Genomic DNA, 23,866 nt, shown 5'->3' with positions numbered 1-23,866 from the left:
CCCGGCGCCCGCGCCGGTGGGCAATCTCACATCACCGCCCACGGCACTGCCCATGGAGGATTAAAGTTACTTTAGCTAACGTTCTAAACGGCAGCGCTGTTGGCGCGAATCAAGCTCACTAACTTCCATTTGTAAGGAACCGCATGTCGACACCCACCATTGACGAGCGACTCGCCCGCCGCATCGACCACCTGACCGCCACCGACCCGCAGTTCGCCGCCGCCGCGCCCGACCCGGCGATCGCCGCGGCCCTCGAGCAGCCCGGCCTGCGCCTGCCGGAGATCGTGCGGACGCTGCTGAACGGCTACGCCGAGCGGCCCGCGCTCGGGCAGCGCGCGGTGGAATACGTCAAGGACCCCGCCACCGGGCGCACGACGCTGGCGCTGCTCCCCCGCTACGAGACGATCACCTACGGCGAGCTGGGCCAACGCGTCGGTGCTCTGGCCCGCGCCCTGGCCGACGGGCCGGTCTCGGCAGGCGACCGCGTCTGCGTGCTCGGCTTCAACAGCGTCGACTACGCCACCATCGACATGGCGCTGGGCCAGATCGGTGCCGTGTCCGTGCCGCTGCAGACCAGCGCCGCGACCGCCCAGCTGCAGCCGATCATCGCCGAGACCGAGCCGAGCGTCGTCGCCGCCAGTGTCGACCAGCTCACCGAGGCCGCCGAACTCATCGAGGGCGGGCCCGCACCGTCGGAGCTCATCGTGTTCGACTACCACCCCGAGGTCGACGACGAGCGGGAGGCCGTCGACGCCGTCCGCGAGCGATTGGCCGGCCTCGGAGTCGGCGTCCGCGCGCTGGCCGACCTCCTCGAACTCGGGGCCACCCTGCCCGAGACGGACTTCCCGGCAGCCCGCGACGAGGACTCGCTCGCGCTGCTGATCTACACCTCCGGCAGCACCGGCGCGCCCAAGGGGGCCATGTACCCGCAGAGCAACGTCGGCAAGATGTTCCGCCGTTCCAGCCGCAACTGGTTCGGGGAGACGGCCGCGTCGATCACCCTCAACTTCATGCCGATGAGCCACGTCATGGGACGCGGCATCCTCTACGGCACGCTCGGCAACGGCGGCACCGCCTACTTCGCCGCCAAGAGCGACCTCTCGACGCTGCTCGAGGACCTCGAGCTGGTGCGGCCGACCGAGCTCAACTTCGTGCCCCGCATCTGGGAGACGCTGTACGGCGAGTTCCAGCGGCAGGTCGAGCGGCGGCTGTCCGACCGCACCGACCCCGAGGAGCGCCGGGCCGTCGAGGCCGAGGTCATCGACGAGCAGCGCCAATACCAGCTCGGCGGGCGGTTCATCTTCGCGATGACGGGCTCGGCGCCCACCTCGCCCGAGCTGCGCGAGTGGGTCGAGGCCCTGCTCGAGATGCACCTGCTCGACGGCTACGGCTCCACCGAGGCCGGGATGGTGTTGTTCGACGGCGAGATCCAGCGGCCGCCGGTCATCGACTACAAGCTGGTCGACGTCCCGGACCTGGGCTACTTCTCCACCGACCGGCCGCACCCGCGCGGTGAACTGCTGCTGCGGACCGAGAACATGTTCCCCGGCTACTACAAGCGCGCCGAGACCACCGCGGGCGTGTTCGACGAGGACGGCTACTACCGCACCGGCGACGTCTTCGCCGAGATCGCACCCGACCGTCTGGTGTACGTCGACCGCCGCAACAACGTGCTCAAGCTCGCGCAGGGCGAGTTCGTCACCCTGGCCAAGCTCGAGGCGGTGTTCGGCAACAGCCCGCTGATCCGCCAGATCTACGTCTACGGCAACAGCGCGCAGCCCTACCTGCTGGCCGTCGTCGTGCCGACCGACGAGGCCCTGGCCGATGGCGACCTGGAGGCGCTGAAGCCGAGGATCGCCGACTCGCTGCAGAACGTCGCCCGGGAGACCGGCCTGCAGTCCTACGAGGTGCCGCGCGACTTCATCATCGAGACCACCCCGTTCACTTTGGAGAACGGGCTGCTGACCGGGATCCGCAAGCTGGCGTGGCCGAAGCTGAAGCAGCACTACGGCGAGCGGCTGGAACAGCTCTACGCCGACCTGGCCGAGGGGCAGGCCAACGAGCTGGCCGAGCTGCGCAACAGCGGCGCCGACGCGCCCGTGCTGCAGACCGTGAGCAGGGCCGCGGCGGCCATGCTGGGCACGGCGGCCACCGACCTGGCGCCCGACGCCCACTTCACCGAACTCGGTGGAGACTCGTTGTCGGCGTTGACATTCGGCAACCTGCTGCGCGAGATCTTCGACATCGACGTGCCGGTGGGTGTCATCGTCAGCCCGGCCAATGACCTGGCCGCGATCGCCGCCTACATCGAGGCCGAGCGTCAGGGCACCAAGCGCCCGACCTTCTCCTCGCTGCACGGCCGCGACGCGATTGAGGTGCGCGCAAGCGACCTCACGCTCGACAAGTTCCTCGACGAGGCGACGCTGTCCGCCGCGCCCGGGTTGCCGAAGCCGGCCGCCGAGGTGCGGACCGTGCTGCTGACCGGAGCGACCGGCTTCCTGGGCCGCTACCTGGCCCTGGAGTGGCTCGAGCGGATGGACCTGGCCGGCGGCAAGGTGATCGCCCTGGTGCGCGCCAAGTCCGACGAGGAGGCCCGGGCCCGGTTGGACAAGACGTTCGACAGCGGCGACCCCGCCCTGCTCGCGCACTACCGCGAGCTCGCGGCCCACTTGGAGGTGCTCGCCGGCGACAAGGGCGAGGCCAACCTGGGCCTCGACCCGCAGACGTGGCAGCGGCTCGCCGACACCGTCGACCTGATCGTCGACCCGGCGGCCCTGGTGAACCATGTGCTGCCGTACAGCGAGCTGTTCGGCCCGAACGCGCTGGGCACCGCGGAGCTGATCCGGATCGCGCTGACCACCAAGCTGAAGCCGTTCACCTACGTGTCGACGATCGGGGTGGGCGACCAGATCCAGCCTGGCCAGTTCGTCGAGGACGCCGACATCCGGCAGATCAGCGCGACACGGGCGATCAACGACAACTACGCCAACGGCTACGGCAACAGCAAGTGGGCCGGCGAGGTGTTGCTCCGCGAGGCGCACGACCTGTGCGGCCTGCCCGTCGCGGTGTTCCGGTGCGACATGATCCTCGCCGACACCACCTACGCCGGTCAGCTCAACCTGCCGGACATGTTCACCCGGCTGATGCTGAGCCTGGTCGCCTCCGGCATCGCGCCCGGTTCGTTCTACGAGCTGGACGCCGAGGGCAACCGACAGCGCGCCCACTACGACGGCTTGCCGGTGGAGTTCATCGCCGCGGCGATCTCCACGCTGGGGGCCCAGGCGCTGGACGGTGCCGGGTTTGAGACGTACCACGTGATGAACCCGTACGACGACGGGATCGGGCTCGACGAGTACGTCGACTGGCTGGTCGAGGCCGGCTATTCGATCCGGCGGATCGCCGATTACTCCGACTGGCTGCACCGGTTCGAGACCTCGTTGCGGGCCCTGCCGGACCGTCAGCGCCAGTACTCGCTGCTGCCGCTGCTGCACAACTACCAGCGGCCGGAGAAGCCGTTGCGCGGGTCGCTGGCCCCGACGGACCGGTTCCGCGCGGCGGTGCAGGAGGCGAAGATCGGCCCCGACAAGGACATCCCGCACGTCTCGCCGCCGGTGATCGTCAAGTACATCACCGACCTGCAGCTGCTCGGGCTGCTGTAAGTACCGCGACAACAACTCGCCCGGTCCCGAGAGGACCGGGCGAGTTGTGTTTGCCCGAATTACTGGGGGTGCGGCCACCTCAGGTACGCGGCGTTCTGGCTCGAACCCGAGCCGGCGCCCGGTCGGCGCCATCCGCGCCTGGGCTGGGCGCTGGCCGGCCCGTAGCGGTCCACCCGCGGCTTGGTCAGCGCACCCGAGGACACCGGTTCCTCCAGTGACTCGTCATAGGGCGCCGCGGCCTGCGCCTCCGCCGGCGGGGTCGCCGTCACCGCGGGAACATCGCGGGCCAGGCGCACGGCGGTGCGCGCCAGGACGACGCCGCCGATGAAGATGATGAGCGCGCCCAGCCCGGTGAAGTAGCAGATCTCCAGGACGGTCCGCTTGCGCTCGGTCGCCGCGATCGGGTCGCCCGGCGAGCCGATCCCGATCAGCGGGGCGACCTGGTTGCCGACGACGAACCACGCGCCGGACAGGACGGCGAGCCAGCCGCCCAGCATCGCCGCCACGCGGTTGCCGGCGACGATCAGCAGGAAGCCGCCCAGCGCCGTCGCGGCCCCCGGCAGCACCTCGAGCCAGCCGCGCGCCGAATTCCACGCCCAGTCCTGATCGGGGCTGTACGCGAAGTTGATTCGAGGACCGACGAACGGGATCAATGCCCCCCAGGCGCCCAAGATGAGCAGCAGCAGGCCGCTCACCGCACCGCGCGAGCGCGGCATCGTCAGCGCGCCGGGATAGTCCCTGTCAGCGTTTCTCATTCCCCTTGTCTCCCCTCCTATGGCGCCGGCCCGAATTCCGGCCCGATACGGGTACCCGCCGGGCCGCGATCTAACCCGCGCGACCACACCGGTAGCCGGCCCTGCGGGCGGGCTACCGGTGTGCGGCGCTTTAGACGCCCAGCTTTAGACGCCGGCGTGGTGATGGTGCCGGCGGAACAGGCCGCCGCCGTCGCGCCGTCCGAACAGCCCACCGCGGGCCCGCGGCTCCGGCTCGGCCGCCACGCGCGACTCGTCGTACATCGCCGGTTCGCCCGCCGGGGCCGCGCCGGCCGCGACCGGGGCCGCCACCGCCGCGCGGTCGGCCACGACGACGTCACGCGCGTGCCGCACCGCGACGCGACCCAGGGCCGCTCCGCCGAGGAAGACGATCAACGCACCCAGGCCGGTGAAGTAGGTGATCTCGAGCAGGGCTCGCTTGAGGTCCGTCGACGCCACCGGCTGACCGACGTCGCCGATGCTCAGCGTCGGGGCGAAGGCCTGGCCCACCACGAACCAGGCGCCACCGACGACCGCCAGCCAGCCACCCAGGACCGCGCTTCCGCGGTTGCCGGACACGAGGAGCAGCAGCCCGCCCACGGCGGTGACCACTCCGGGCAGCACCTCGAGCCAGCCCTTCGCGGTGGTCCAGGTCCAGGCCGGGTCGGCCGTGTACGCCCAGTTGACGGCGGGTCCGATCAACGGGATCAGGGCTCCCCACGCCCCCAGCAGGATCAGCAGCAATCCGCTGAGCGCGCCGCGCGAGCGGGGCATGCCCACCCGGTGCGGGCGGTCGTATTCTGCGTTTCTCATGACAACTCCTCGAGTAATCGGGTGAGCGCTGATTACCCCAGGAGACCCCGATGTAACCTGGCCCACACTCGGGGATCGCCGTGTCAGCGCAGGCCGAGGAGCAGCAACGCGATCGCGACCACGGGAAACGCGCCCTGAACCACCGCCGCGCGGGCCTTGTCGCGCGCCGACAGCACCAAGACCGCCGCGGCGGCGGCCATCGAGCCCACACCGGCGAAGGTCAGCGCGGCGCCGACGGGGCGATGCCCGAGGGCGAGCGCCGCGACCCCGATGCCGGTGACGATCGCCAGAAAGAGGTTGTAGAAGCCCTGGTTGAACGCGAGCAGCTTGGTGGTCTCGGCCTCCTCGGCGGTGGTGCCGAACGCCGCCCGGGTGCGCGCCGAGGTCCAGGTCAGGGACTCCATCGTGAAGATGTATACGTGCAGGAGGGCGGCCAGCGCCGCGAACACCAATCCGGCCGTGAGCATCTCGTCCTCCTTGCCTTAGTCGATGGTGTCGAATAACCCCGGTTGTCCGAGCCCGACAGCCCCGGCGGGCGGCGTCAGGCCGAGGTGCGTCCAGGCCTGCGCGGTGGCGACCCGCCCGCGCGGGGTGCGCGCGATCATGCCGGCGCGCACGAGGAAAGGTTCGCACACCTCCTCGACGGTGGCGGCCTCCTCGCCCACCGCGACGGCGAGCGTCGACACGCCCACAGGACCGCCGCCGAAGCTGCGGGTGAGCGCCGACAGCACCGCCCGGTCCAGCCGGTCCAGGCCCAGCTCGTCGACGTCGTAGACCTCGAGCGCTGCCTTGGCGACGTCGCGGGTGATCAGGCCGTCCGCGCGCACCTCGGCGAAGTCGCGGACCCGGCGCAGCAGCCGGTTGGCGATGCGCGGCGTCCCCCGGGAGCGCCGGGCGATCTCGGCGGCGGCGTCGCCGCCCAGCTCGATGCCCAGGATGCCGGCCGAGCGGGCCAGCACCCGTTCCAGCTCGGCGGGTTCGTAGAAGTCCATGTGCGCGGTGAAGCCGAACCGGTCGCGCAGCGGGCCGGTCAGGGCGCCCGACCGGGTGGTGGCCCCGACCAGCGTGAACGGCGCCACCTCCAGCGGGATCGAAGTCGCGCCGGGCCCCTTGCCGACCACCACGTCGACCCGGAAGTCCTCCATGGCCAGGTAGAGCATCTCCTCGGCGGGCCGCGCGATGCGGTGGATCTCGTCGATGAACAGCACGTCGTGCTCGACCAGGTTGGACAGCATCGCGGCCAGGTCGCCGGCGCGTTCGAGCGCCGGCCCCGACGTCACCCGCAGCGCCGACCCGAGCTCGGCCGCGATGATCATGGCCAGCGACGTCTTGCCGAGGCCCGGCGGGCCGGACAGCAGGATGTGGTCCGGCGTGCCGCCCCGGTTCTTCGCCCCCTCGATGACGAGCTGCAGCTGCTCGCGCACCCGGGGCTGCCCGATGAACTCGTTCAGCGACCGTGGCCGCAGGCTGACGTCGATGTCGCCCTCGCCGACGGTCAGGGCGGGCGACACGTCGCGTTCCTCGTATTCGTCGTCGGTCAATTGCGCCGCTCTCCCCCGCAAGCGGGAGGTGCCCCCACCTCATCGCTGCGCTCTGCATCGTCGCCGGCGCGGGTCATCGGGACTTACCCAGCAGCGAGAGGGCCGCCCGCAGGACCCCGGAGGTCGTCGCGTCGTGCTCTGCGGCCAGCACCTTATCGGTGGCCTCCTCGGCCTGCTTGGCCGCGAACCCTAGCCCGACCAGCGCCTCCACGACGGGGCCGCGCACCGCGTGGCCGTTCAGCGCGGGGGCGCCGGTGGCGGCCGGTCCCGGGGCGACGATCTTGTCGCGCAGTTCCAGCACCATGCGCTCGGCGCCACGCTTGCCGATGCCGGGCACCCGGGTCAGCGCGGCGACGTCGCCGTCGTGCAGCGCCTGCCTCAGCGCGGCGGCGTCGTGGACGGCGAGCGTCGCCATCGCCAGCCGCGGCCCCACCCCCGAAACCGACAGCAGGATCAAGAACAGGTCGCGCGTCTCCGAGTCGGCGAACCCGTACAGCGTCATCGAGTCCTCGCGGACGATCATCGCGGTGACGAGCCTGGCCTCGCTGCCCTGCCGCAGGGTGGCCAGCGTGGACGGTGTCGCGTTCACGCGGTAGCCGACACCGGCGGCCTCGATCACCGCGTGGTCGAGCGCCACCTCGAGCACCTCCCCGCGCACCGAGGCGATCACCGCGCGGCCTTCAGCTTGGCTTCCAATTTGGCCCGGTAGGCGTGCCGTTGCTGGGCGGCCAGCGCCTCGGCCTGAGCCATCCGCGCCAGCATCGGGGCTCGCCAGCAGTGGCAGATCGCCAGGGCGAGCGCGTCCGCGGCGTCGGCAGGCGTCGGCTTCGCCTGCAGCGCAAGGATTCTCGTCACCATCGCCGTGACCTGAGCCTTGTCCGCGGTGCCGTTGCCGGTGACCGCGGCCTTGACCTCGGTGGGCGTGTGGAAGTGCACGTCGATCCCGCGCCTGGCCGCGGCCAGCGCGACCACCCCGCCGGCCTGGGCGGTGCCCATCACGGTCGTCACGTTCAGCTGGGAGAACACCCGCTCGATGGCGACGACGTCCGGGCGGTGGGTGTCCAGCCAGTGCTCGACCGCGTCGCTGATCGCCAGCAACCGCTTCGCCAGGGGGACGCTCGATGGCGTGCGCACCACGTCGACGTCGAGGGCGACCACGGACCGCCCGCGCGCGGTTTCGACGACCGACAGGCCGCACCGGGTCAGCCCCGGATCGACACCCATCACCCGCATTCCCGCTCCCGCCTGCTGCCGAACGCCTGTTCGATTAGGCTAGCGGCTCGGTGCGACATCGGCGCGCACGACACGCGGCGACAGCGCGACGCCGCGGTACCGGGGGGATAGCGCCCGGCCGGCCGCGAGCAGCGCCTCCGTGTCGCGCAGCGTACGGGCCAGCACGAAGGCGCCCTCGAGCGCGCCCACTAGCGCGACGGTGACCTCCCGCGCGACCTCGGGGGGCACCCCACGAGCGGCGAAATACGCGGCGCCCGAGTCGAACCACGACGTGAACACCGACGCGCAGGCGTCGCGCAGCGGCTCGACCGTGTCGGCGACCTCGCCCGCGACGCTGGCCACGGGGCACATGTTGGCGAAGCCGGTGGCGCGCATGTCCTCGGCCGCCTGGGCGAACGCCGCCTCCACCCCGTCGCCGAGGTCCGTGTGAGCCTCCATGACCGACGGAATGAGCTGGGCGTAGGCGTCACCGGCGTTGATCAGGGCCTCGCGGGCGATCTGCACCTTGCCGTCGCGGAAGTGGTGGTAGAGCGACCCGATAGGCGCGCCGGACGCCGCGACGATCTCCTTCATGCCCACCGCGTCGTACCCCTTGCGGCGCAGGAGCTCCATGGTCGCGGTGAGGATCGCCTCCCGGGTGGACCTTGCCATCGCGCCTCCCTTCCAGTCACACTAGAGCATACATTCTAGAATTGATGTTCTAGCGAAGGAGCCGCCATGAAATCCGTCGATGTCGCCGCCGGGACCGTCGAGTACCGCGAGCTCGGCGACCCGGCCGGACCGCCGGTCGTGCTGCTGCACGGCCTGCTCATGAACGACGCGCAGTGGGACCTGGCGCTGCCACACCTGCCCTCGGGCTTCCGTTACCTGCTGCCGGTGTTGCCCCTCGGGGGCCACCGCGTCCCGATGCGGCCCGACGCCGACCTGACGATGCCCGGGATGGTGGGCATCCTGGCGGACTTCCTCGACGCGCTCGACCTTTCCGACGTCACCCTGGTGGTCACCGACTGGGGCGGTCCGCTGTTCCTCACCGACACCGGCTGCGACGCGCGGATCGGCCGGCTGGTGATCTGCCCCTGCGAGGCGTTCGACAACTTCCCGCCGGGCTTTCCCGGCAAGGTGGTCGCGCTCGCGGTCCGCACCGACCTCACGGTGCGCGCGACCCTGCGAATGCTCAAGGCCGGCTGGCTGCGCCGGCAATATCCCATCTTCGGGATGATGGCCAAAAGCCCTGTGCCGCAACGCATTGTCGACGCGTGGCTGGCACCCGCGCTGGCCGACCGGCGAATTCGCCGCGACCTCGTCAAATACTGCCGCACCCGGTTCGACCGCGGCGAACTCATCCGGGCCACCAACGCGCTGTCGGGCTTCGCCGGCCCGGCGCTGGTGCTGTGGAGCGACAACCCCGTGATGCCCCGAAGCCACGCCGAGCGGCTGGCCGCCCTGCTGCGCGGTGCCCGCCGGCGCCACATCGACGACGCGTACGTCCTGACGATGCTTGACCAGCCGGAACGCACCGCCGCCGAGATCGGCGCGTTTCTGCGGCAGTCGCGGAGCGTGGCGCCGTAAAAGCTGTACATTTCCTCGCGTGGGACCGCTGCTCCTCGTGCTCGCCGCGGTGTTGTTCATCGCGTCCGTCGTCGTCCTCGTCGTGGCGCTGCGCCGGGGTAAGACGCCGACGGCCCGGCCGCGCGCGGCGCGCACCGACCCGCTCTCGGCCGACGCGCCCGCGGAGTTCGGCCCGCGACAGCTCGGCCCAGGCGCGATCGTCAGCTACGGCGGCGTCGACTACGTGGTGCGCGGGTCGGTCACCTACCGCGAGGGGCCGTTCGTGTGGTGGGAGCACCTGCTGGAGGGCGGCGATGAGCCCCTCTGGTTCAGCGTCGAGGAGGACGACGGTCGCCTCGAGCTCGCGATGTGGGTCGCCCGCAAGGACGTGACACTGCAGCCCGGCGACCCCTACGTCGTCGACGGCGTGACCTTCCACGAGTCCGAGCGCGGTCGCGCCTCGTACACGACCGAGGGCACGACGGGCCTGCCCGCCGGCGGGGAGATGGAGTTCGTCGACTGCGCCAGCGCCGACGAGAAGACGCTGCTCTCGTTCGAACGCTGGGCCCCCGAAACGCCCTGGGAGGTGTCGACCGGCAAGCCCGTCCGGACCGGCGAACTCACCGTGTACGCGGCGCCCCCGTCCCCATAGGAGTGCCTCGGTGCCGCTTCATCAGCTCGCCGTCGCCCCGACGGACGTGTCCGGCCGGGCGCTCGGGCTGCTGCTCAACGCGCCCGCGCCGACCCCGCTCGCGACCTGCCGGCTGAGCCACCCCGACGGCGGCGCGCTGCTGCTCGGCGTCCTCGGCGCCTCGCACGTCGTCGCGGTCGAGCACGGCGCCGACCGCTTCTGCGAGCAGGTGTCGTGCGCCGCGCGCGGCGCCGCGCTGCCGGAACGCACGGACGCGCCGGGCTACCACCTCGAGTCGCGGACCGACACCCACGACGAGGCGACCTTCCGGCGCATCGCGAGTGACCTGCGCGCGCGGTGCGCCCGGGAACCCGACTGGCTCGGCGGCACCTTCCCCGGCGACGACGCCGCGCTCACCGCGCTGACGGCCGTACCCGACGGCGCCGGCTGGCGCTGGCAGACCTGGCATCTGTATCCGGAACACCGAACCCCGGGCGGGATGGTGGTCCGCACGACGAGCCGGTGGCGCCCGTGACCCGCAACCGCCTCCTCCTGATCGCCGGCGGGCTGGCGGCCGCCGCCGTCGCGTGCCTGGTGCCCGGAATCATGTTGCTGCACACGGACGTCAACTCCTACATCGCCTCGCACTACCGCGAGTACGCCCGCGACGCCGACGGCACACGCTACGACTGCAGCGGGTCGCCGGACGACGTGGCCGACACGCTCGCCGGCTACCAGGCCCCGGCGGCGCGCGCCGCCGAGGGCGACAGCGAATACCTGCGCTACAGCGGCGACATCGTGATCGTCGGCCCCGACGGCACCCGCCCGTGCACCATCCGCGTCGAGGATCTCGGCGCCCGGTACAGCCACGGCGGGTTCATCTTCCTCGGCCCCGGGTTCAGCCCGGGATCCCCGGCGGGCGGCACCGGCGGCAGCCCGGGCGGCCCGGGCGGCATCAAGTGAGTAAGGAGATCGGCATGTATCTGGCCCTCGATTTCGGCGCCCTCAACATGGGCACGATCGCCCAAGGCGTGGTCGCCGTCGTCCTCTATTTCCTCGTCGGGGTCGCAGTCCTGATCGCCGGCTTCCTGATGGTCGACGTGCTCACGCCCGGGAATCTGCGCCGGCTCGTGTTCATCGACCGCCGCCCCAACGCGGTCGTGCTGGCGTCGGCGATGTACGTGGCGCTCGCGATCGTCATCATCAGCGCGATCGCCAGCAGCTACAGCCAGCTCGGCCAGGGGTTGATCGGGGTGGCGGTGTACGGGCTGGTCGGCGTCGTGCTGCAGGGCGGGGCGCTGCTGATCGTGCAGGTCGCCGTGCCCGGGCATTTCCGCGAGCACGTCGACGAGGAGACGCTGCACCCGGCGGCCTTCGCGACGGCCACCATGCTGGTGGCCGTGGGCGGGGTCATCGCCGCCGCCATCTCATGACGGCCGTTTCCCCGCGCTGGCGGGCGGTGCTGCTGGCCGCGGTCGCCGCGTGCGCGGCATGCGGCATCGTCTACGAGCTCGCGCTGCTGACGCTTTCGGCCAGCCTCAACGGCGGCGGAATCGTCGCCACCTCGCTGATCGTGGCCGGCTACATCGCCGCGCTGGGCGCCGGCGCGCTGCTGGTCAAGCCGCTGCTGGCGCACGCCGAGATCACCTTCGTGGCGGTCGAGGCGTTGCTGGGCGTCGTCGGCGGCCTGTCCGCGGCCGCGCTGTACACGGTGTTCGCGTTCATCGACGATGAGTCGACGTGGGTGCTGGCGCTGGGCACGGCGCTGATCGGCGGCCTGGTGGGCGCCGAGGTGCCGCTGCTGATGACGTTGCTGCAGCGCGGGCGCGTCGCGGGCGAGGCCGACGCGGCCGCCGACACCGGACGGACGCTGGCCAACCTCAACGCCGCCGACTACCTCGGCGCGCTGCTCGGCGGGCTGGTGTGGCCGTTCCTGCTGCTGCCGCAGCTGGGGATGATCCGCGGCGCGGCGGCGACCGGCATGATCAACCTGGCGGCCGCGGCCGTCGTGGCCGTCTTCCTGCTGCGCCGCGCCGTTCCCGTCCGGCAGCTCGCGACGGCGCTGTGCGCGCTGGCGGCGGCCGTCGCGCTCCTGGGCACGCTGCTCGTGCGCTCCCACGACGTCGAGACGACCAGCCGCCAGCGGCTCTACGCCGACCCGATCATCGCCTACCGGCACACGCCTTACCAGGAGATCGTGGTGACCCGTCGCGGCGCCGACATGCGGCTTTACCTCGACGGCGGGCTGCAGTTCTCCACCCGCGACGAGTACCGGTACACCGAGAGCCTGGTCTACCCGGCCCTCGGCGCCGGGGCGCGATCGGTGCTGGTGCTCGGCGGCGGCGACGGGCTGGCGGCCCGCGAGCTGCTGCGCCAGCCGGGCATCGGCAGGATCGTGCAGGTCGAACTGGACCCCGCGGTCATCGACCTGGCGCGCACCACCATGCGCGAGGCCAACGGCGGCTCACTGGACAACCCCCGCGTGAACGTCGTGATCGACGACGCGATGACGTGGCTGCGGGCGTCCTCCGAGCGCTTCGACGCGGTGCTCGTCGACCTCCCCGACCCGGACACCCCGGTGCTGGGCCGGCTGTACTCCACCGAGTTCTACGCGCTCGTCACGCGTGCGCTGGCGCCCGGGGGGCTGATGGTGGTGCAGGCGGGCAGCCCGTTCTCGACGTCGACCGCCTTCTGGCGCACGGTGTCGACGGTCCGGGCCGCCGGCTACGCGGTCACCCCGTACCACGTGCACGTGCCCACGTTCGGCGACTGGGGTTTCGCGCTGGCCCGCCGCGGGGATGTCCCGCCGGTTCCCCGGGTGCCGCCGAACGCGCCGCCGCTGCGCTTCCTCAACCAGCAGGTGCTCGACGCCGCGACGGTGTTCTCCACCGACACCGGGCCGCGTGCGCTGGACCCGTCGACGCTGGAGAACCCGCGCATCGTCGACGACATGCGCCACGGGTACGAGTAGTCAGTCCTCGTCGAGGGCGGCCAGAACCTCGTCGGACAAGTCGACGTTCGTCCAGACGTTCTGCACGTCGTCGCTGTCTTCCAGGGCGTCGACGAGCTTGAACACCTTGCGGGCACCCTCGACGTCGACGGGCACGCTGACCGACGGCTGGAAGCTGGCCTCGGCGGACTCGTAGTCGATGCCGGCGTCCTGCAGCGCAGTGCGCACCGCCACCAGGTCGGTGGGCTCGGAAATGATCTCGAAGCTGTCGCCCAGGTCGTTGACGTCCTCGGCGCCGGCGTCCAGCACGGCCGTCAGCAGGTCGTCCTCGGTCAGCCCGTTCTTTTCCAGCGTGACGACGCCCTTGCGGGTGAACAGATAGGACACCGAGCCCGGGTCGGCCATGTTGCCGCCGTTGCGGGTCACGGCCACCCGGACCTCGCCGGCCGCGCGGTTGCGGTTGTCGGTCAGGCATTCGATCAGCACGGCGACGCCGTTGGGCCCGTAGCCCTCGTACATGATCGTCTGGTAGTCGGCTCCGCCGGCTTCCTCGCCCGCGCCCCGCTTCCGGGCGCGCTCGATGTTGTCGTTGGGCACCGAGGTCTTCTTCGCCTTTTGGATCGCGTCGTAGAGCGTCGGGTTGCCGGCCGGGTCGCCACCGCCGGTACGGGCGGCGACCTCGATGTTCTTGATCAGCCGGGCGAACTCCTTGCCGCGGCGGGCGTCCTTGACGGCCTTCTGGTGCTTGGTGGTGGCCCACTTGGAATGGCCGCTCATCGCGTGGTGTACCTCTCCTCTTGCATCAAACTTCGCCCAACGAGTCTACGTGGGCGCCGAGGGCCGCCGAGCGTCACGCCAGCGTGGCACTCGGCGCCGGGTGTCACGCCAGCGTGGCGGTCGGCGTCACGCCTCGCCGGTCACGATGTCGACGAACAACTGGTGCACCCGCCGGTCGCCCGTCACCTCCGGGTGGAACGCCGTCGCCAGCATGGGGCCCTGCCGGACCGCGACGGGGTGGCCCGCGGCGCTCGCCAGCACCCGCACGCCGTCGCCGGTGCGCTCGACCCACGGCGCCCGGATGAACACGCCTCGCACCGGGTCGTCGAAGCCCGCGAACGCCACGTCGCCCTCGAACGAATCCACTTGCCGGCCAAAGGCGTTGCGCCGCACGGTCATGTCGATGGCGCGCAGCGGAATGGCCTGCCGGCCCCGCGCGCCGGCGTCCAGGATCTCGGTGGCCAGCAGGATCATTCCCGCGCATGCGCCGTACGCCGGCAACCCCTCGGCGAGCCGCGCCCGCAGCGGCTCCAGCAGGTCGAAGTCCAGCAGCAGGTGGCTGATCGTGGTCGACTCGCCACCGGGGATCACGAGCCCGTCGACCGCCTCCAGCTCGTCGCGGCGGCGCACCGGCATCGACTCGGCGCCCGCCTCGCGCAGCGCCGCGAGGTGCTCGCGGGTGTCGCCCTGCAGCGCCAGGACGCCGATCTTCGGGGCGCTCACCGGTGGGTGTATCCGCGCGGGAAGCGGGTCAGTCCCTCCTGCATCACCGCCGCGACCATCTCCCCCGCCCGGTTGAATATCTTGCCCTGGCACAGCGCCCGCCCGCCGCAGGCCGACGGCGACGACTGGTCGTAGAGCAGCCACTCGTCGGCCCGGAACATCCGCATGAACCACATCGCGTGGTCCAGCGACGCCACCTGCAGGTGCTCGCGCTCGTCGAGGTGATTGACCTGCGCCGAGCCCAGCAGCGTGAGGTCGCTCATGTAGGCCAGCGCGCAGATGTGCAGCACCGGGTCGTCGGGCAGGGGGTCGCGGTGGCGGAACCACACCTGCTGCTGCGAGGCCTTGCCTGGCAGGCGCTGCAAGCGGTCCTGCGGGACGATCCGGATGTCCCACTCCTCGAACTGGCGGAACCCGGCGTCGTCGAACACCTTGATCGAGTTCAGCCCCGGCAGGTCGGCGTCGGGCGGGGGTGCCTCCGGCATGGCGTCCTGGTGGTTGATGCCCTCCTGGTCGGCCTGGAACGACGCCGACATCGAGAAGATGGTCTCGCCGTGCTGGATGGCGTTGACGCGCCGGGTGCAGAACGAGCCCCCGTCGCGGATGCGCTCGACGATGAACACCGTCGGCGCCTTGGCGTCCCCGGGCCGGATGAAGTAGCCGTGCAGGGAGTGCACCAGGTGGCCGGGTTCCACGGTGCGCACCGCCGACACCAGCGACTGGCCGGCCACGTGACCGCCGAACGTGCGCTGGAAATAGCCCGACTCCGGGCTGAACACGCGCCCGCGGTAGATGTTGACCTCGAGCTGCTCGAGATCGAGGATCTGCTCGATCGACACGGAGACGTTCTTACCAGCCGCGCTCGGCCAGCCGGTGCGGCTGTGCGATCTCCTCGACGTTGATGCCGACCATCGCCTCGCCCAGCCCGCGCGACACCTTGGCCAGCACGTCGGGGTCGTCGTAGAAGGTGGTGGCCTTGACGATCGCGGCGGCGCGGTGCTCGGGCGCGCCGGACTTGAAGATGCCGGAGCCGACGAACACGCCCTCCGCGCCGAGCTGCATCATCATCGCCGCGTCGGCCGGCGTCGCGATGCCGCCGGCCGTGAACAGCGTCACCGGCAGCTTGCCCGCCCGGGCCACCTCGACGACGAGGTCGTAGGGGGCCTGCAATTCCTTTGCCGCGACGAACAATTCGTCCTCGGACAGCGACGTCAGGCGGCGGATCTCGCCGCTGATGGCCCGCATGTGGGTGGTCGCGTTGGAGACGTCGCCGGTGCCGGCCTCGCCCTTCGAGCGGATCATGGCCGCACCCTCGCTGATGCGCCGCAGCGCCTCGCCGAGGTTGGTCGCCCCGCACACGAACGGCACAGTGAACTTCCACTTGTCGATGTGGTGGGAGTAGTCCGCGGGGGTCAGCACCTCGGACTCGTCGATGTAGTCCACGCCGAGGCTCTGCAGGATCTGCGCCTCCACGAAATGCCCGATGCGCACCTTGGCCATCACCGGGATGGTGACGGCTTCGATGATGCCCTCGATCATGTCGGGGTCGCTCATCCGCGACACGCCGCCCTGGGCGCGGATGTCAGCGGGCACCCGCTCCAGCGCCATCACGGCGACGGCGCCGGCGCCCTCGGCGATGCGGGCCTGCTCGGGGGTGACGACGTCCATGATGACGCCGCCCTTGAGCATCTCGGCCATGCCGCGTTTGACGCGCGCCGTTCCGGTCTGGCCGGACTGGGCGTGGGTATCCACAACTCTCCTTCGATCGTCTTGGTGCGTGCACCAGTCTAGTGGTGGCCAAAAAGCTCCCGCCGAACGTCGAGTTGTTGTCGTCCCGAGCGCCGACTAGCCGCTACAACTCGACGTTGGGCGTCAAGGGGTGGCTCAGCGGATCGACTGCAGCTGCCGCGGCGCGCGGCTGGCGGCGACTTCGGCGGCCTGGCCGAGCAGTTCGGGCAGCTGGATCGGGTAGACGGTCTGCCCGTCCGCGACGAGGCCGGCGATGTCGTCGGCGTCACACCAGCGGTGCCCGTGGATGTACCGTCGCTCGAGTTCGGTCCGGCCGAGGCAGGACGGCTCGAACCGGCGGGTGCGGTGGACGAAGAAGAACTCCTCGCTGTCGATCAGCGAGCCGTTGAACTCGAACACCTCGTCGCGCCGCCAGACGGGCCCGATCATGTCGGCGGCCGCGACCCGCAGGCCGGTCTCCTCGGCCAGTTCCCGGGCGGCGGCCTCGGCCAGCCGCTCCCCCGGCCCCACCTGGCCGCCCACCGTGAACCACCACCTGGGGGCGACGGTGTGCGGCTGATCCTCGTCGACCGCCGGGTCCGACCCGCAGAGCAGCAGCACCGCGCCCGCCTCGTCGAGCAGCACGACCCGCGCCGACGTGCGGTGGTTGAGCACGCCGTGATCGCCGTGCGCCAGCGCGTGCGGCCGCTCGGCGATCTCGAAATAGCTTGGCAGGGCGGCCGTTCCGCCCAGCCGGAACGTGCGCACCAGGAATCGCTCACGCAGCGCCAGCGTGTCGCGCACCGCGTCGTTGTGGAACCGCCGGGCCAGGAGCACGCGAGCCTCGGCGTCGGCGAGCTCCGCGATGAGGCCCGTCGGCAGCGACGCCGGGTCGACGAGCGCCAGGGCGGCCGAGAGTTCGTTCTCGCAGGCTTCGCGCGCGGTGCGTGGCGCGTTCTCGGCGGCGTCGGCCAGCGCCGCCAGCCGCCGGCCCTCGGGCGCGCCGCCGTAGGCGTCGATCGCGACCGCGCGGGCGACCACCGCCCGCCGCGCCAGCGCGCCGTCCAGCGCCTGCCAGGACAGGTCGTAGCGGACGTGCAGCCGGTCCAGCCGGTTGGCCGTGCGGTACGCCCAGGCGCCGGCCACGGCGAGCGCCACGACCAGCAGCGCGACGGCCACGATGAGCCACGTCATCAGCTGGCCACCTGAACCTTGGCGCCCGAGCCGGCGACCGTCTCGTACACCCGCATGATCTGGCTCGCCACCACCGACCAGTCGTAGCGCTGCACCGCCTGGGCGCCGGCCGCGACGTACCGCCGCCGCAGCGCGTCGTCCTCGAGCACGGCGATCAGTGCGGCGGCCAGGGCGGCGCCGTCACCGACGGGCACGAGCCGCCCCACCTCGCCGTCGCGCAGCACGCGCCGGAACGCGTCCAGGTCGCTGGCCACCACGGCGGTGCCCGCGGCCATCGCCTCGACCAGCACGATGCCGAAGCTCTCGCCCCCGGTGTTCGGGGCGCAGTAGACGTCGGCGCTGCGCATCGCCGACGCCTTCGCGGCGTCGTCGACCTGCCCGAGGAAACGCAGGTGGGCCGCGAGTTCGCCGGCCTGCTCGCGCAGTTCCTCCTCGTCGCCGCGGCCGACGATGAGCAGCTGCACCCCTGCGAAGCGCTCGACCACCCGCGGCAGCGCGTCGAGCAGCACCGACATGCCCTTGCGGGGCTCGTCGTAGCGGCCCAGGAACAACACCGTCCGGCCCGGCCGCGGATAGCCGTCGAGCGGCGGCGCGGAGGCGAACGAGTCGACGTCGACGCCGTTGGGGATCTCCACTGCGTCGGTGCCCAGCGCCTCCATCTGCCAGCGCCGGGCCAGGTCGGAGACCGCGATGCGGCCGACGATCTTCTCGTGCATCGGGCGCAGGATGCCCTGGAAGACCGTGAGGGTCAGCGATTTGGTGGTCGACGTGTGAAACGTCGCCACGATCGGCCCCTCGGCGATGTTCAGCGCGAGCATCGACAGGCTCGGCGCGTTCGGCTCGTGCAGGTGCAGGACGTCGAAATCGCCGTCGGCGAGCCACTTCTTGACCTTGCGGTGCGTCGCCGGGCCGAACCGCAGCCGCGCCACGGAGCCGTTGTAGGGAATCGGGACGGCGCGGCCCGCCGAGACGACGTAGTCGGGCACCGAGGCGTGCGGCGACGACGGCGCCAGCACGCTCACCTCGTGCCCGCGCGCCCGCATCACCGCGGCCAGCTGCAGCACGTGAGACTGCACCCCGCCCGGCACGTCGAACGAGTACGGACACACCATCCCGATCCGCATCAGGTCGCCTTCAGCCGGGCCTGTCGCGCCTCGGACAGGTCGGCCAGCCACTGCGGCTGCAGCATGTGCCAGTCCTCCGGGTGGCCGGCGATGTTGTGGGCGAACCGGTCGGCCAGCGCCTGGGTGATCACCCCGACGTCGCCGCTACTGCAGTCCAGCGGCGGCTGTATCCAGACGCGTGAGCCGTCGGCCTCATACCAGCAGTGCGCCGGCAGCAGCGCCGCCCCGGTCTCGATCGCCAGCTTGGCGGGGCCCGCGGGCATCCGGGTGGGCTCGCCGAAGAAGTCGACCTCCACGCCCGAGCGGGTGAGGTCGCGCTCGGCCATCAGGCAGACCACCCGGTTGTCACGGAGCCGCTCGCACAGCACCTCGAACGGCGGCCGCTCGCCGCCGGAGGCCGGCAGCACCTCGAACCCGAGGGTTTCCCGGTAGGCGACGAAACGCCGATACAGCGACTCGGGTTTGAGGCGTTCGGCGACGGTGGTGAAGGTGCCGCGCGTCTGCGCCAGCCACACCCCGGCCATGTCCCAATTGCCGCTGTGCGGTAGCGCGCACACCGCCCCGCGGCCCTTCGCCAGCGCGGCGTCCAAATTGTCTTTGCTCGGCTGCATCGACTTGTCGAGTTCGCGGGCCACCGCGCGCAGGTCCATCGTCGGCAGGCGGAACGCCTCGCGCCAGTAGCGGGCGTAGGACGCCAGCGCCGCGCGCATCAGCGCGTCCGGCACCTCGGCGGGCGGCACCCCGATCACGCGGGCCAGGTTCTTGCGCAGCTGCTCGGGCCCGCCGCCGCGGGCCGCGTAGCGCGCCCCGGCGTCGAACGCGGTGCGCGCGGCGAATTCCGGCAGCGAGCGCACGGTCATCCAGCCGGCCGCGTACGCCCAGTCGGTGGCCCTCCCGCCCAGATCGAGGATCACGGCATGCGCTCCGTCGCGCCGGGGGACGTCCACACCGTGCGCAGCCGCTGCACGCACGTGACCACGCTGGCCACCGCGAGCGCCCACATCGCGATCGGCAGGGCCGGCGGCCAGGCGACGAACGGGAAGTCGGACACGCCGGCGCCGGCGAGCACGATGATCAGCCGCTCGGGCCGCTCGATGATGCCGCCGTCACCGCGCAGACCGCTGGCCTCGGCGCGCGCCTTGATGTAGGAGATCACCTGCGAGGTCACCAGGCAGATCAGCGTCGCCACCACCAGCGGCTTGTCGTGCATTCCGAACGCGATCCACCAGAGCAGGCCGCCGAATATCGCGCCGTCACTCACCCGGTCGCACGTCGCGTCCAGCACCGCGCCGAACCGGGTGCCGCCACCGCGCTCCCGGGCCATCGCGCCGTCGAGCATGTCGAACAGGACGAAGAACCACACCACGCACGAGGCCGCGAACAGCTTGCCCATCGGGAAAAGCGCCACGGCTCCCGCCACCGACCCGGTGGTGCCGAGGACGGTCACGATGTCCGGGGTGAGTCCCAGGCGCAGGCAGGCGCGGGCGGTCGGGGTGGTGACCCGCGCGAATGCCGCCCGGGACAGGAACGGCACCTTACTCATTGCTGGTTGGCCCATTCCGTGGCCAGCAGCCGGCGCGTCTCGCGCAGCAGCTGCGGGATCACCTTCGACCCGCCGATGATCGTGATGAAGTTGGCGTCCCCGCCCCAGCGCGGCACCACGTGGACGTGCAGGTGCTCGGCCAGCGAGCCGCCCGCCGACGTGCCCAGGTTCATGCCCACGTTGAAGCCGTGCGGCCGCGACACGGCCTTGATGACGCGAATCGCCTTCTGGGTGAACGCCATCAGCTCGGCGCTCTCGGCCTCGCTCAGGTCCTCGAGCTCCGACACCTTCCGGTACGGCACCACCATCAGGTGGCCGGGGTTGTAGGGGTACAGGTTCAGCACGGCGTAGACCAGGTCGCCGCGGGCAACCACCAAGCCCTCCTCGTCCGACATCCGTGGGATGTCGGTGAAAGGCTCCGCCGGCCCGGCGTTCTCGCGCTTCATCGGCGATTCGGCCAGGTAGGTCATCCGGTACGGCGTCCACAGCCGGATCAGGTGGTCGCGCTGGCCGACGCCGGTGTCGAGGATCGTCTCCTCGGCGCGCTCGGCCCGCTGCTCGTCACTCACCTCGCGCCACTTTCACCAGATCGGCTGTCGGAGCGGCGTTCTCCCGGTCGGCGATCCACTTCACGATCGCGTCGACCGCGTCGTCGCGGGGCACGCCGTTGAGTTGGGTGCGGTCACCGAAGCGGAAGCTGACCGCCCCGGCCTGCACGTCGCGGTCGCCGGCCAGCAACATGAACGGCACTTTCTGGTTGGTGTGGTGGACGATCTTCTTGGCCATCCGGTCGTCGCTGGCGTCCACCTCGACCCGCACACCGTGCGACTTCAATTGTGCTGCAACGTCTTCCAGGTAGGGCAGGTGCTCGTCGGCCACGGGGATGCCGACCGCTTGAACCGGGGCCAGCCACGCCGGGAACGCGCCGGCATAGTGCTCGGTGAGGATGCCGAAGAACCGTTCGATCGACCCGAACAGCGCCCGGTGGATCAGCACCGGCCGCCGCCGCGTGCCGTCGGCGGCCGTGTACTCGAGATCGAATCGCTCCGGCATGTTGAAGTCGAGCTGGATGGTCGACATCTGCCAGCTGCGGCCCAGCGCGTCCTTGACCTGAACCGAGATCTTGGGGCCGTAGAACGCCGCACCTCCGGGATCCGGAACCAGTTGCAGGCCGGAGCTTTCGGCCACCTCCCGCAACACGTCGGTCGCCTCTTCCCACGCCTCGTCGGAGCCGACGAACTTCTCCGGGTCCTTGGTGGACAGCTCGAGGTAGAAGTCGTTGAGCCCGTAGTCGGCCAGCAGGTCCAGCACGAACCGCAGGAGCGACGCCAGTTCGTCGCGCATCTGTTCGGCGGCGCAGTAGATGTGGGCGTCGTCCTGCGTCATGCCGCGCACCCGGGTCAGCCCGTGCACCACGCCCGACTTCTCGTACCGGTAGACGCTGCCGAACTCGAAGAGCCGCAAGGGAAGTTCGCGGTACGAACGGCCGCGGGAGCGGTAGATCAGGTGGTGCATCGGGCAGTTCATCGGCTTGAGGTAGTAGTCCTGCCCCGGCTTGCGCACCGTGCCGTCCGGGTTGTACTCCGCGTCGATGTGCATCGGCGGGAACATGCCCTCGGCGTACCACTCGAGGTGGCCCGAGGTGATGTACAGCTGCTCCTTGGTGATGTGGGGGGTGTTGACGAACTCGTAGCCCGCCTGGGCGTGCTTGCGCCGCGAGTAGTCCTCCAGCTCGCTGCGCACGATGCCGCCCTTGGGGTGGAAAACCGCGAGGCCCGAACCGATTTCGTCCGGGAAGCTGAACAGGTCCAGCTCGGCGCCCAGCTTGCGGTGATCGCGGCGCTGCGCCTCCTCGAGCAGCTCGAGATGGCGGTCGAGCGCCTCCTGCGATTCCCACGCCGTGCCGTAGATGCGCTGCAGGCTGGCGTTCTGCTGGTCGCCGCGCCAATAGGCCGCCGAGCTCCTGGTCAGCTTGAACGCCGGGATGTGTTTGGTGGTGGGGATGTGCGGACCCCGGCACAGGTCTCCCCAAACCCGTTCGCGGGTGCGGGGATTGAGGTTGTCGTAGGCGGTGAGCTCATCACCGCCTACTTCCATGACGTCCGGGTCGCCCGATTTGTCGTCGACGAGCTCGAGCTTGTAGGGCTCGTCGGCCAGCTCCGCGCGGGCCTGATCCTTCGACTCGTAGACGCGCCGGGCGAACAGCTGGCCGTCCTTGACGATCTGGCGCATCCGCTTCTCGAGCTTGTCGAGGTCCTCGGGCGTGAACGGGTCGGGGACGTCGAAGTCGTAGTAGAAGCCGTCGGTGATCGGCGGGCCGATGCCCAATTTCGCCCCGGGAAAGAGGTCCTGCACCGCCTGGGCCAGGACGTGCGCGGCCGAGTGCCGGATGACGCTGCGGCCCTCGTCGGTGTTGGCGGCGACGGGGACCACTTCGGCGTCGGCGTCGGGCGCCCAGCTCAGGTCGCGCAGCTTGCCCTCGGCGTCGCGCACCACCACGACCGCGTCGGGCGCGCCCCGCCGCGGCAGCCCCGCCTCGCCGACCGCGGCGGCCGTGGTGGTCCCCGCGGGCACCCGGATCGGGGCTGCGAGGGTCGGGTCAGCGGGGGCGCTCATGCGGCAGGGTCTCCAAAAGTGTGGGGTGATTGATCGTGCCCATGCTATCGGGGGACGACTGGCCTCAGGGCTGGCCAGGCTTGAGCCGCACGAACAGGGCGTCGGCCTCGGTGAGCAGGGTGTCGCCGTCCATCAGCCGCCCCGACACGAAAATCTTGCGGCCCTCCACCCGATCCACCCCGGCGTCGAACCGCAACTCCTTTTCGATCGGCACGATGTTGCGGTAGTCGATCTTGAGGTAGGCGGTGCGCTGGCGACGGCTCCCGGTCAGGATCACCGCCGCCAGGCCGAGCACGGTGTCGAACAGCATGCCGAGGCAGCCGCCGTGCACGGCGCCATTGCGGCCCAGGTGGTACCTGCCGAACCGGGCCCAGCCCTCGATGCGCCCGTCATCGGTTTTGCGTGCCCCCATCGGCACCGTGAGGATGTTGCCGCGCATCGGCAGGTCCATCCGCCGCCCCGACGGCGAGTGCCACTCGTCGGCGTCGAACGGGCTCAGCAGCGCCGACACCTTCTCCAGCAGGTCGGCGGCCTCGGTGATCACCTTGTCGGGGGCGTCGACGGCGCGGGCGTGGTCCTGCATCTTGCGGACCGCGTCGATGAACCGGCCATAATCGGGCCCACCCTTGGTAGTGGGCTCGGGCGGGTTGAAGCCGCCGCCGGGGTGCCTGGGATGGTCGCGGGTCACCCGGACACCGTATCGGTGTCAGGGAGGATTAACCGTGCTGGCCGGGCGCGCCGGGGCCACCGCCGGTCCCGTTGCCGCCGGGGTTGCCGTTGCTGGTGGACCCGGTGCCGAAGGCGCCGCCGGTGCCCAGCGCGCCGCCAGGGCCACCGGGCCCCCCGGCGCCGCCGCGCAACCCCCCCCCGACCCGCCGCAAGCGAGGCGGTGGCCTCCCGGGCGCGCCAACACGTGGCATCAGGCGCAGGGCTGGCTCGTCGTGGTCAACTACATCACGTCCAGCGCCGCCATCCAGCTGGAGATGTTCCAGCCTGAAACCTTCGACCCGCGCCGCATCGACACGGAGCTGGAC

General features: G+C 71.2%; 25 protein-coding genes and 2 pseudogenes. 8 read left to right on the top strand and 19 right to left on the bottom strand.

Going from position 1 to position 23,866, the window contains the following annotated elements:
- Window positions 1–143: 143 nt before the first annotated feature.
- Window positions 144–3,659, top strand: coding sequence for a carboxylic acid reductase (car, locus tag GPY60_RS18870; protein WP_156689217.1), 3,516 nt, complete (start codon window positions 144–146; stop codon window positions 3,657–3,659).
- A 59-nt stretch (window positions 3,660–3,718) separates the two neighbouring features.
- Here the strand turns inward: car and GPY60_RS18865 are convergent, their stop codons facing one another.
- The 8 genes and pseudogenes from GPY60_RS18865 to GPY60_RS18835 form a co-directional block, all read right to left on the bottom strand.
- Complete coding sequence (locus GPY60_RS18865) at window positions 3,719–4,414, bottom strand: hypothetical protein (protein WP_156689216.1); 696 nt, start codon at window positions 4,412–4,414, stop codon at window positions 3,719–3,721.
- A gap of 144 nt (window positions 4,415–4,558) precedes the next feature.
- Window positions 4,559–5,224: a hypothetical protein gene (locus tag GPY60_RS18860; protein ID WP_156689215.1), complete on the bottom strand. Its 666-nt coding sequence runs from the start codon at window positions 5,222–5,224 to the stop codon at window positions 4,559–4,561.
- Window positions 5,225–5,307: 83 nt separating this feature from the next.
- Window positions 5,308–5,691, bottom strand: a complete 384-nt coding sequence (locus tag GPY60_RS18855) for a DUF1304 domain-containing protein (protein WP_156689214.1) — start codon at window positions 5,689–5,691, stop codon at window positions 5,308–5,310.
- 15 nt (window positions 5,692–5,706) lie between these two features.
- Window positions 5,707–6,765, bottom strand: coding sequence for a Holliday junction branch migration DNA helicase RuvB (gene ruvB, locus GPY60_RS18850; RefSeq protein WP_156689213.1), 1,059 nt, complete (start codon window positions 6,763–6,765; stop codon window positions 5,707–5,709).
- Window positions 6,763–6,832: pseudogene (locus GPY60_RS27175) on the bottom strand (hypothetical protein); the annotation flags it as partial. The gene ruvB and the pseudogene GPY60_RS27175, both read right to left, overlap by 3 nt.
- A 6-nt stretch (window positions 6,833–6,838) precedes the next feature.
- On the bottom strand, window positions 6,839–7,435 hold the full coding sequence (gene ruvA / locus GPY60_RS18845) for a Holliday junction branch migration protein RuvA (protein WP_156689212.1): 597 nt from the start codon (window positions 7,433–7,435) through the stop codon (window positions 6,839–6,841).
- The gene (ruvC, locus tag GPY60_RS18840; protein ID WP_156689211.1) at window positions 7,432–7,998 is read right to left on the bottom strand and encodes a crossover junction endodeoxyribonuclease RuvC; all 567 of its coding nucleotides are present in this window, start codon (window positions 7,996–7,998) and stop codon (window positions 7,432–7,434) included. The genes ruvA and ruvC overlap by 4 nt, the downstream gene beginning before the upstream one ends.
- A 39-nt stretch (window positions 7,999–8,037) precedes the next feature.
- Window positions 8,038–8,649 carry a TetR/AcrR family transcriptional regulator gene (locus GPY60_RS18835; RefSeq protein WP_156689210.1) on the bottom strand — a complete coding sequence of 204 codons (612 nt, stop codon included), beginning with the start codon at window positions 8,647–8,649 and terminating at the stop codon, window positions 8,038–8,040.
- A gap of 66 nt (window positions 8,650–8,715) precedes the next feature.
- On the opposite strand from GPY60_RS18835, the gene GPY60_RS18830 reads away from it, so the two are divergent.
- Genes GPY60_RS18830 through GPY60_RS18805 form a run of 6 tightly spaced genes read left to right on the top strand, consistent with a single transcriptional unit; the run spans window position 8,716 to window position 13,148 of the window.
- On the top strand, window positions 8,716–9,567 hold the full coding sequence (locus GPY60_RS18830; protein ID WP_156689209.1) for an alpha/beta fold hydrolase: 852 nt from the start codon (window positions 8,716–8,718) through the stop codon (window positions 9,565–9,567).
- Between the two features lie 19 nt (window positions 9,568–9,586).
- Entirely contained in the window at window positions 9,587–10,198 is a 612-nt protein-coding gene (locus tag GPY60_RS18825) for a DUF4178 domain-containing protein (RefSeq protein WP_156689208.1), read from the top strand.
- Window positions 10,199–10,208: 10 nt separating this feature from the next.
- Window positions 10,209–10,712 (top strand): DUF2617 family protein, encoded by a 504-nt coding sequence (locus GPY60_RS18820; protein ID WP_156689207.1) that lies wholly within the window; start codon window positions 10,209–10,211, stop codon window positions 10,710–10,712.
- Window positions 10,709–11,140, top strand: coding sequence for a DUF4247 domain-containing protein (locus GPY60_RS18815; protein WP_156689206.1), 432 nt, complete (start codon window positions 10,709–10,711; stop codon window positions 11,138–11,140). Before GPY60_RS18820 ends, GPY60_RS18815 begins: the two co-directional genes overlap by 4 nt.
- 14 nt (window positions 11,141–11,154) lie before the next feature.
- Window positions 11,155–11,610, top strand: a complete 456-nt coding sequence (locus GPY60_RS18810; protein ID WP_197283739.1) for a DUF350 domain-containing protein — start codon at window positions 11,155–11,157, stop codon at window positions 11,608–11,610.
- A complete protein-coding gene (locus tag GPY60_RS18805; RefSeq protein ID WP_156689205.1) occupies window positions 11,607–13,148 on the top strand; it encodes a polyamine aminopropyltransferase in 1,542 nt (513 codons plus the stop codon). The genes GPY60_RS18810 and GPY60_RS18805 overlap by 4 nt, the downstream gene beginning before the upstream one ends.
- Here GPY60_RS18805 and GPY60_RS18800 read toward each other — a convergent pair whose 3' ends face one another.
- The 11 genes from GPY60_RS18800 to GPY60_RS18750 form a co-directional block, all read right to left on the bottom strand.
- Window positions 13,149–13,904, bottom strand: a complete 756-nt coding sequence (locus GPY60_RS18800) for a YebC/PmpR family DNA-binding transcriptional regulator (RefSeq protein WP_156689204.1) — start codon at window positions 13,902–13,904, stop codon at window positions 13,149–13,151.
- A 126-nt stretch (window positions 13,905–14,030) separates the two neighbouring features.
- Complete coding sequence (gene pdxT, locus GPY60_RS18795) at window positions 14,031–14,627, bottom strand: pyridoxal 5'-phosphate synthase glutaminase subunit PdxT (RefSeq protein WP_156689203.1); 597 nt, start codon at window positions 14,625–14,627, stop codon at window positions 14,031–14,033.
- Window positions 14,624–15,466 carry an acyl-CoA thioesterase II gene (gene tesB, locus GPY60_RS18790; RefSeq protein ID WP_156689202.1) on the bottom strand — a complete coding sequence of 281 codons (843 nt, stop codon included), beginning with the start codon at window positions 15,464–15,466 and terminating at the stop codon, window positions 14,624–14,626. The genes pdxT and tesB overlap by 4 nt, the downstream gene beginning before the upstream one ends.
- Before the next feature lie 10 nt (window positions 15,467–15,476).
- Window positions 15,477–16,379 (bottom strand): pyridoxal 5'-phosphate synthase lyase subunit PdxS, encoded by a 903-nt coding sequence (gene pdxS / locus GPY60_RS18785; RefSeq protein WP_156689201.1) that lies wholly within the window; start codon window positions 16,377–16,379, stop codon window positions 15,477–15,479.
- A gap of 132 nt (window positions 16,380–16,511) precedes the next feature.
- Complete coding sequence (locus tag GPY60_RS18780; RefSeq protein ID WP_156689200.1) at window positions 16,512–17,549, bottom strand: NUDIX hydrolase; 1,038 nt, start codon at window positions 17,547–17,549, stop codon at window positions 16,512–16,514.
- A complete protein-coding gene (locus GPY60_RS18775) occupies window positions 17,549–18,673 on the bottom strand; it encodes a glycosyltransferase family 4 protein (RefSeq protein WP_156689199.1) in 1,125 nt (374 codons plus the stop codon). The genes GPY60_RS18780 and GPY60_RS18775 overlap by 1 nt, the downstream gene beginning before the upstream one ends.
- Complete coding sequence (locus GPY60_RS18770; RefSeq protein ID WP_231639719.1) at window positions 18,673–19,587, bottom strand: phosphatidylinositol mannoside acyltransferase; 915 nt, start codon at window positions 19,585–19,587, stop codon at window positions 18,673–18,675. The genes GPY60_RS18775 and GPY60_RS18770 overlap by 1 nt, the downstream gene beginning before the upstream one ends.
- A complete protein-coding gene (gene pgsA, locus GPY60_RS18765; RefSeq protein WP_156689198.1) occupies window positions 19,584–20,216 on the bottom strand; it encodes a phosphatidylinositol phosphate synthase in 633 nt (210 codons plus the stop codon). Before pgsA ends, GPY60_RS18770 begins: the two co-directional genes overlap by 4 nt.
- Window positions 20,213–20,785, bottom strand: a complete 573-nt coding sequence (locus GPY60_RS18760) for an HIT family protein (RefSeq protein ID WP_156689197.1) — start codon at window positions 20,783–20,785, stop codon at window positions 20,213–20,215. Before GPY60_RS18760 ends, pgsA begins: the two co-directional genes overlap by 4 nt.
- Window positions 20,778–22,832: a threonine--tRNA ligase gene (thrS, locus tag GPY60_RS18755; RefSeq protein WP_156689196.1), complete on the bottom strand. Its 2,055-nt coding sequence runs from the start codon at window positions 22,830–22,832 to the stop codon at window positions 20,778–20,780. The genes GPY60_RS18760 and thrS overlap by 8 nt, the downstream gene beginning before the upstream one ends.
- A gap of 64 nt (window positions 22,833–22,896) precedes the next feature.
- Window positions 22,897–23,520, bottom strand: coding sequence for a PaaI family thioesterase (locus GPY60_RS18750; RefSeq protein WP_156689195.1), 624 nt, complete (start codon window positions 23,518–23,520; stop codon window positions 22,897–22,899).
- A gap of 34 nt (window positions 23,521–23,554) precedes the next feature.
- Between GPY60_RS18750 and GPY60_RS27170 the strand changes: the two are divergent.
- Window positions 23,555–23,866, top strand: a pseudogene (locus GPY60_RS27170) (hypothetical protein); the annotation flags it as partial.

The sequence above is a fragment of the Mycobacterium sp. Marseille-P9652 genome (genome assembly GCF_902652685.1).
GTDB lineage: Bacteria > Actinomycetota > Actinomycetes > Mycobacteriales > Mycobacteriaceae > Mycobacterium.
The sequence above is the reverse complement of the archived record's forward strand: the minus strand, read 5'-3'. Positions and strand labels throughout refer to the sequence as shown.

Bases quoted from the DNA above. Each gene is read 5' to 3' on its own strand.
- GPY60_RS18835 (WP_156689210.1), bottom strand. From the start codon at position 8,649: ATGGCAAGGTCCACCCGGGAGGCGATCCTCACCGCGACCATGGAGCTC.
- ruvC (WP_156689211.1), bottom strand. From the start codon at position 7,998: ATGCGGGTGATGGGTGTCGATCCGGGGCTGACCCGGTGCGGCCTGTCG.
- car (WP_156689217.1), top strand. From the start codon at position 144: ATGTCGACACCCACCATTGACGAGCGACTCGCCCGCCGCATCGACCAC.
- pgsA (WP_156689198.1), bottom strand. From the start codon at position 20,216: ATGAGTAAGGTGCCGTTCCTGTCCCGGGCGGCATTCGCGCGGGTCACC.
- GPY60_RS18865 (WP_156689216.1), bottom strand. From the start codon at position 4,414: ATGAGAAACGCTGACAGGGACTATCCCGGCGCGCTGACGATGCCGCGC.
- GPY60_RS18810 (WP_197283739.1), top strand. From the start codon at position 11,155: ATGTATCTGGCCCTCGATTTCGGCGCCCTCAACATGGGCACGATCGCC.
- GPY60_RS18855 (WP_156689214.1), bottom strand. From the start codon at position 5,691: ATGCTCACGGCCGGATTGGTGTTCGCGGCGCTGGCCGCCCTCCTGCAC.
- GPY60_RS18830 (WP_156689209.1), top strand. From the start codon at position 8,716: ATGAAATCCGTCGATGTCGCCGCCGGGACCGTCGAGTACCGCGAGCTC.
- GPY60_RS18800 (WP_156689204.1), bottom strand. From the start codon at position 13,904: ATGAGCGGCCATTCCAAGTGGGCCACCACCAAGCACCAGAAGGCCGTC.
- GPY60_RS18860 (WP_156689215.1), bottom strand. From the start codon at position 5,224: ATGAGAAACGCAGAATACGACCGCCCGCACCGGGTGGGCATGCCCCGC.
- GPY60_RS18775 (WP_156689199.1), bottom strand. From the start codon at position 18,673: ATGCGGATCGGGATGGTGTGTCCGTACTCGTTCGACGTGCCGGGCGGG.
- thrS (WP_156689196.1), bottom strand. From the start codon at position 22,832: ATGAGCGCCCCCGCTGACCCGACCCTCGCAGCCCCGATCCGGGTGCCC.
- GPY60_RS18780 (WP_156689200.1), bottom strand. From the start codon at position 17,549: ATGACGTGGCTCATCGTGGCCGTCGCGCTGCTGGTCGTGGCGCTCGCC.
- GPY60_RS18805 (WP_156689205.1), top strand. From the start codon at position 11,607: ATGACGGCCGTTTCCCCGCGCTGGCGGGCGGTGCTGCTGGCCGCGGTC.